Source organism: Citromicrobium sp. JLT1363, assembly GCF_000186705.1.
In the GTDB taxonomy this organism is placed as follows: Bacteria; Pseudomonadota; Alphaproteobacteria; order Sphingomonadales; family Sphingomonadaceae; genus Alteriqipengyuania.
This window is the reverse complement of sequence record NZ_AEUE01000004.1, coordinates 563,955-570,020: the sequence shown is the minus strand read 5'-3', so window position 1 is coordinate 570,020 and position 6,066 is coordinate 563,955. Positions and strand designations below refer to the sequence as shown.

The following is a 6,066-nucleotide window of genomic DNA, read 5'->3' as shown; positions in this document are numbered from 1 at the left end:
GTGCTGCGCCTGCAATCCATCATGCCCCTCTCAACTACGCCTAGCGAGCGGGCTCGCAAGGCTCCGTATCTCTCCCCGACCGGGGAGAGAGCGATATTCGACCGCGATGCCTCTTTCACGGTCTCCCCGCTCAGCAGGAAGACCACCGATCACATATTCGGATAGTTCGGCCCGCCGCCGCCTTCGGGCACGGTCCAGACGATGTTCTGGTTCGGGTCCTTGATGTCGCAGGTCTTGCAGTGAACGCAGTTCTGGGCGTTGATGACGAACTTGTCCTCGCCCGTATCCTCGTCCTGCACCCACTCGTAGACGCCGGCGGGGCAGTAGCGCTGCGAGAGCCCGGCATAGACGCCCAGCTCGCTTTCCTTCTGCAGTTCCATGTCCTTCACCTTCAGGTGCTTGGGCTGGTCTTCCGCATGGTTGGTGAAGCTGTAGGCCACGCTGGTCAGCTTGTCGAAGCTGATCACGCCGTCGGGCTTGGGATAGACGATGGGTTCGTGCAGGTCCGCGCGCTGCGTGTGCTTGTAGTCGGGCGTGTGCTTCATGGAGATCGGCAGACCGATACCCAGCGTGCGCATCCACATGTCCGCACCCGCGATGATCGTGCCGAAATCGCCGCCGAACTTGGCGACCGCAGGCTGCGCATTCTTCACCTTCTTCAGCTCGGTCGCGATCCAGCTGTCGCGCACGGCCTCGTCATAATCGTCGAGCTGGGTGTGCTCCTTGCCCGCAGCGATCGCCGCAGCGGCGCTTTCGGCCGCCAGCATCCCGCTTTTCATCGCGGTGTGGCTGCCCTTGATCCGGGGCACGTTGACGAAGCCCGCCGAACAGCCGACCAGCGCGCCGCCGGGGAAGGCGAGCTGCGGCACGCTCTGCCAGCCGCCTTCGTTGATGACGCGCGCGCCATAGGCCACGCGCTTGCCGCCTTCGAGCATCGCCATGATGTCAGGGTGGTGCTTCCAGCGCTGGAATTCCTGGTAGGGCGAGAGGTAGGGGTTGGCGTAATCGAGCGCGACCACGAAGCCGAGCGCAACCTGGTTGTCGGCGATGTGGTAGCAGAAGCCGCCACCCCAGCTGTCATTGTCCAGCGGCCAGCCCTGCGTATGGATCACGCGGCCGGGAACGTGCTTTTCGGGATCGATCTCCCACAGCTCTTTCATCCCCAGGCCATAGACCTGTGGCTGGCAATCCTTCTCGAGATCGTACTTCGCCTTGAGCTGCTTGGTCAGGCTGCCGCGCGCGCCTTCGGCGAACAGCGTGTACTTGGCATGGATTTCCATGCCCGGCTGCCAGTCGTCCTTCTTCGAACCGTCTTCGGCAATGCCCATGTCGGCCGTCGCCACGCCGGTTACGGCACCGCTTTCATCGTAGAGCACTTCGGCGGCGGGGAAGCCGGGGAAGACCATCACGCCCAGCCCCTCGGCCTGCTCGCCCAGCCAGCGGGTGAGGTTGGCGAGCGAACCGGCATAATTGCCCTTGTTGCTCATCAGCGGGGGCATGGCGATGTGCGGCATGGCGAACTTGCCGTTCTTGCGCAGCACCCAGTGCCAGTTGTCCGTCACCGGAGTTTCGCCGATCGGGCAGTCCATATCCAGCCAGTCGGGGAAGAGTTCGTTGAGCGCCCTGGGATCGTGGACCACGCCCGAGAGGATGTGGGCGCCGATTTCCGAGCCCTTTTCCAGCACGACGACCTCAAGGTCCTCGTTGATCTGCTTGAGGCGGATGGCTGCGGAGAGACCGGCTGGGCCACCCCCGACAACCAGCACGTCGCACGGCATGGATTCGCGTTCGCTCATGATCCTCTAAAGCCCTTTCCCGGCACTATTCCTGTCGGTTCCGACTTGATTGCCTGCGCGCCGCAGGTCAAGACCTGCATAGGTATGCCCGATCTTTCTGTCCGCTCCGATAATCTGCGCGATGCGTTCGTTGCCGGCCTCGACTGGTGGCGCGATGCCGGTGTGGCCGAGCATGTGGCGGACGAACCGCACGGCTGGCTCAAATCCAGGGAAGACCCGGAGAAAAAGCCCGCCGCCGCTACGGAAAGCGAACCTGCTCCCGCTCCCCAGGCGGAGCAGGTTTTCGAGAAGGCGGGCGCGCTGAAGCGCTTTCTGGGCAGCGAGAGCGAGGGCGCGCATCCCGGCTCACCCGAGGACTGGCCCGGCGATCTCGCCACTTGGCAAAAATGGTGGATGGAAAGCGACCTGCTCGATCCGCCCGGCGCCTTCCCGCGCGTGCCGCCGCGCGGGGCCGGGGGCGCGCAGGTCATGCTGATTGTCGACCAGCCGCGCGAGGAAGATGGCGATGCGCTGCTCCAGGGCCGTGCGGGCACCCTCGCCGCGAACATGCTGCGCGCCATGGGCTTCGCGCAGGATACGCGCTATTTCGCCAGCGCGCTGCCGCGCCATAACCTGCGGCCCGACTGGCAGGCCCTGGCCGGGGCCGGATATGGCCAGCTGATGGTCCATCACATCGCGCTGGTGCAGCCCAAATGCGTGTTTGCCTGCGGGGACCGCGTCTGGTCGCTGCTGGCGCACGGCACGGCGCAGGCACCGCAATCATTAACCACTATCCCCTTGGATTCTGCTAGCATACCGGTCTTCGCGATGCCGGACCTGCCGACCCTGCTGCGCAGCGCTGCGGTCCGATCGCAGACCTGGAACCGATGGCTTGACTGGAGCGACAGCCCGACATGATCCGTAGCCTGCTTTGCCTTGGCGCCGCCATCTCCGCGTGCGCGTGGGGCACCCCCGCCCTCGCCCAGCAGACGGCGGCAGACTATTTCCGCGAACGCGCGGCCAGCCCCAATATCCCGCAGGTTCTGAACGCGGCCGACCGGCAGTTCTACGCCCGCGTGTTCGAAGCGCTCGACGCGGGCAACTGGAGCACGGTGGAAAGCCTGCTGGCCCAGCGGCCGGACGAACCGCTCAAGCTGGTCGCCCAGGCCGAATACTATCTCGACGCGAACAGCCCGCGGATCGAACTGCCGACGCTGCAGCAGTGGCTCGCCAAGGGCTCGCGTCTGCCGCAGGCGCAACAGATCACCGATCTTGCCAGCAAGCGCGGCTTGATGAGCGCGCCCTATCTGCCGCCCGAACAGAGCTTCGTGCCGCAAGGCTACGCCAGCAAGCGCATCCTGCCGCGGGACATAGACGACGGCACGATGCCGCGCGATATCAGAGCCGCCATCCTCGACCGGATCAGCAATGACGATCCCGGCGGGGCGCGCGTGCTGCTCGACGGGGTCGATGCAGGCCTCAGCAGCGAAGCGCGGGCCGAATGGCGCCGCCGCGTCGCGTGGAGCTATTACATCGAGAACGACGATGCCTCCGCGCTCGCCATGGCGCGTACCGTGCGCGAGGGCAGCGGGCCATGGGTGCCCGAAGGCGAATGGGTGATTGGCCTTGCCGCATGGCGCATGGGCGATTGCGCAACCGCCGCCGAGGGCTTCGACCGGGCAGCCGCCACCGCGATCAATCCCGAACTCGCCGCCGCGAGCTATTACTGGGCGAGCCGGTCCTATGTGCGCTGCCGCGAGCCCGAGAAGGCGACCGAGAAGCTGCGCGGCGCGGCGATGATGGACGAAACGCTGTACGGCATGCTCGCACGCGAGCAGCTCGGCCAGCAGCTGCCCCGCGCGGGCGAGACGCCCGATCTCGATGCGGACGACTGGCGGGTGCTCAACGACGAGGAGAACGTGCGCGCCGCCGTGGCACTGGCGCAGCTCGGGCGCGAAGATCTGGCTGACGAATTGCTGCGCCATCAGGCGCGGATCGGCAATCCGTCGCAATTCACCGCCCTGTCGCGCCTCGCGCGCGAGCTCGGCCTGCCCTCCACCCAGCTGTGGATGGCGCACAACGCGCCGCGCGGCGGCACGCCCGACCCGGCGCTGCGCTTCCCCGTGGCGCGGTGGGAGCCGGTCAACGGGTGGCAGGTGGACCCGGCGCTTGCCTTTGCCCATGCCTTGCAGGAATCGAACTTCCGCGCCGCAGTGGTCAGCCCCGCAGGCGCGCGCGGCCTGATGCAGATCATGCCCGCCGCGGCGCAGGACCACGGGCCCAGCCTTGGAATTTCCGGCAATCCACGCGCGCTCAACCAGCCGGAGATCAACCTCGCCTTCGGCCAGCGCCACCTGCAGATGCTGCGCGACAATCCGGCAACGCAGGGCAAGCTGCCCAAGATCATGGCAGCCTATAATGCGGGCCTCACCCCCGTCGGCCGCTGGAACAGCGAAGTGCGCGACCAGGGCGATCCGCTGCTCTACATGGAATCGATCCCCTACTGGGAGACGCGCGGCTATGTTGCCATCGTGACCCGCAACTACTGGATGTACGAGCGGCAGGCGGCAGCGCCCTCCCCCAGCCGGATGGCGCTGGCGATGAACCGCTGGCCCGGCTTCCCCGAAGCAAGCCCGCCCTCGCAGCGCCTGACGCAGCGCTGATACGCGATGGGGATCGACGATAGCCGCAGCTTCACGCCCATCGGCATCGCGCTGATTACGGTTTCGGACACGCGCGAGCCCGCGACCGATAGCTCGGGCGACATTCTCGAAGCGCGCGTGCGCGAGGCGGGGCATATCCTGATTGAGCGCACCATCTGCCCCGACGATGCGGGCGAGATCTACGATCTGCTGCGCCGCTTCATCGCCAGCAGGGACGTAGACTGCGTCATCACCACGGGCGGAACCGGGCTGACCGGGCGCGACGTGACGCCCGAAGCGCTGGACCGGGTGAAGGACAAGGACATTCCCGGTTTCGGGGAGCTGTTCCGCTGGATCAGCTACGAGAATATCGGCACCTCCACCATCCAGAGCCGCGCCTGTGCGGTGCTGGCAGGCGACACCTTCATCTTCGTACTGCCCGGCAGCAATGGCGCGGTGAAGGACGGGTGGGACCGGATCCTGAAGGACCAGCTCGACATCCGCCACCGCCCCTGCAACTTCGTCGAGCTGATGCCACGCTTGCTGGAACGATAGGCGCACCTGCGGCCTTCTACCGGCAGGGAGGCCCGCATAATCCCCGATATCCAGTCCCTGCCCCTGCCATGGCTCGCCGCGCTGTTCGGTGCGAGCGCGCTGCTGATCGCCTTCTTCGGCAGCAAGATGGCACGCATCGCGGATGTGCTGGCGGATCGCACGGGCCTTGGCGAAGCGCTGATCGGCGCGGTGCTGCTGGGCGCGGGCACGAGCATCTCAGGCATCGTCACTTCGGTCACCACCGCCGCCAGCGGGGCGCCCGAGCTTGCCGTGTCCAACGCGCTCGGCGGGATCGCGGCGCAGACGATGTTCCTCGCGCTGGCCGACATCTTCTACCGCCACGTCAATCTGGAGCATGCGGGCGCCAGCACGGTGAACCTGGGCCAGGCGACCGTGCTCATCCTGCTCTCGGTCATGCCCGTCATGGCCTACGCCGCGCCCGAGATCGCCTTCTACGGCGTCCATCCGATCAGCCCGGTGATGATCGCCGTCTACCTCGTCGGGCTGCACAATGCGCACTCCATCCGGCGGGAGCCGATGTGGCGACCCAAGAATACGCCGGGTCTGCGGCTGGAGGAGGATGACGAGGAGGACGACCCGCGCTCCACCTTGCTGCTCGCCGCCATGTTCGCGGGCCTGGTGGCCATCGTGGGCGGTTGCGGCTGGGTGGTCGGCGAGACGGGGCTGGCCTTGAGCGCAGAACTCGGCATTTCGCAGGGCGTCGTTGGCGCGCTGGGCACTGCGATCGTCACCTCGCTGCCCGAACTCGTCACCACCATCGCGGCGGTACGGCGCGGCGCGCTGCAACTCGCCATCGGCGGGATCATCGGCGGCAACATGTTCGACGCACTGTTCGTCTCGGCCAGCGACATTGCCTATCGCGAAGGCTCGATCTTCCACGCCATCGGGGAACGCAGCCTGTTCTGGATGGCGCTGGTCACGGTGATGACCGCGATCCTGCTGATGGGCCTGCTGCGGCGCGAGAAGCAGGGCCCCGGCGGGATCGGCTGGGAAAGCGTGCTGCTGCTGCTGATCTGGCTCGGCGCGGCCGGATTGCAGGTCGCGCTGGGCTGAGAAAGTCAGCTTCCCAAGTC

The 6,066-nt window shown here is 66.7% G+C and carries 5 protein-coding genes; 4 read left to right on the top strand and 1 reads right to left on the bottom strand.

What is annotated here, in order from left to right:
- Positions 1-149: 149 nt before the first annotated feature.
- A complete protein-coding gene (locus ADAD_RS0109675) occupies positions 150-1,796 on the bottom strand; it encodes an electron transfer flavoprotein-ubiquinone oxidoreductase (RefSeq protein WP_010413165.1) in 1,647 nt (548 codons plus the stop codon).
- An 84-nt stretch (positions 1,797-1,880) separates the two neighbouring features.
- Here ADAD_RS0109675 and ADAD_RS0109670 point away from each other — a divergent pair, with 84 nt between their 5' ends.
- The 4 genes from ADAD_RS0109670 to ADAD_RS0109655 are packed head-to-tail and all read left to right on the top strand — an operon-like array spanning position 1,881 to position 6,046.
- Entirely contained in the window at positions 1,881-2,693 is an 813-nt protein-coding gene (locus ADAD_RS0109670) for a hypothetical protein (protein WP_139020398.1), read from the top strand.
- Positions 2,690-4,438 (top strand): lytic transglycosylase domain-containing protein, encoded by a 1,749-nt coding sequence (locus ADAD_RS0109665; RefSeq protein WP_010413158.1) that lies wholly within the window; start codon positions 2,690-2,692, stop codon positions 4,436-4,438. Before ADAD_RS0109670 ends, ADAD_RS0109665 begins: the two co-directional genes overlap by 4 nt.
- Positions 4,439-4,444: 6 nt before the next feature.
- On the top strand, positions 4,445-4,972 hold the full coding sequence (gene moaB, locus ADAD_RS0109660) for a molybdenum cofactor biosynthesis protein B (protein WP_010413155.1): 528 nt from the start codon (positions 4,445-4,447) through the stop codon (positions 4,970-4,972).
- 6 nt (positions 4,973-4,978) lie between these two features.
- Positions 4,979-6,046, top strand: a complete 1,068-nt coding sequence (locus tag ADAD_RS0109655; RefSeq protein WP_337442416.1) for a sodium:calcium antiporter — start codon at positions 4,979-4,981, stop codon at positions 6,044-6,046.
- Positions 6,047-6,066 lie beyond the last annotated feature (20 nt).

Bases quoted from the DNA above. Each gene is read 5' to 3' on its own strand.
- ADAD_RS0109675 (WP_010413165.1), bottom strand. From the start codon at position 1,796: ATGAGCGAACGCGAATCCATGCCGTGCGACGTGCTGGTTGTCGGGGGT.
- ADAD_RS0109670 (WP_139020398.1), top strand. From the start codon at position 1,881: ATGCCCGATCTTTCTGTCCGCTCCGATAATCTGCGCGATGCGTTCGTT.
- ADAD_RS0109665 (WP_010413158.1), top strand. From the start codon at position 2,690: ATGATCCGTAGCCTGCTTTGCCTTGGCGCCGCCATCTCCGCGTGCGCG.
- moaB (WP_010413155.1), top strand. From the start codon at position 4,445: ATGGGGATCGACGATAGCCGCAGCTTCACGCCCATCGGCATCGCGCTG.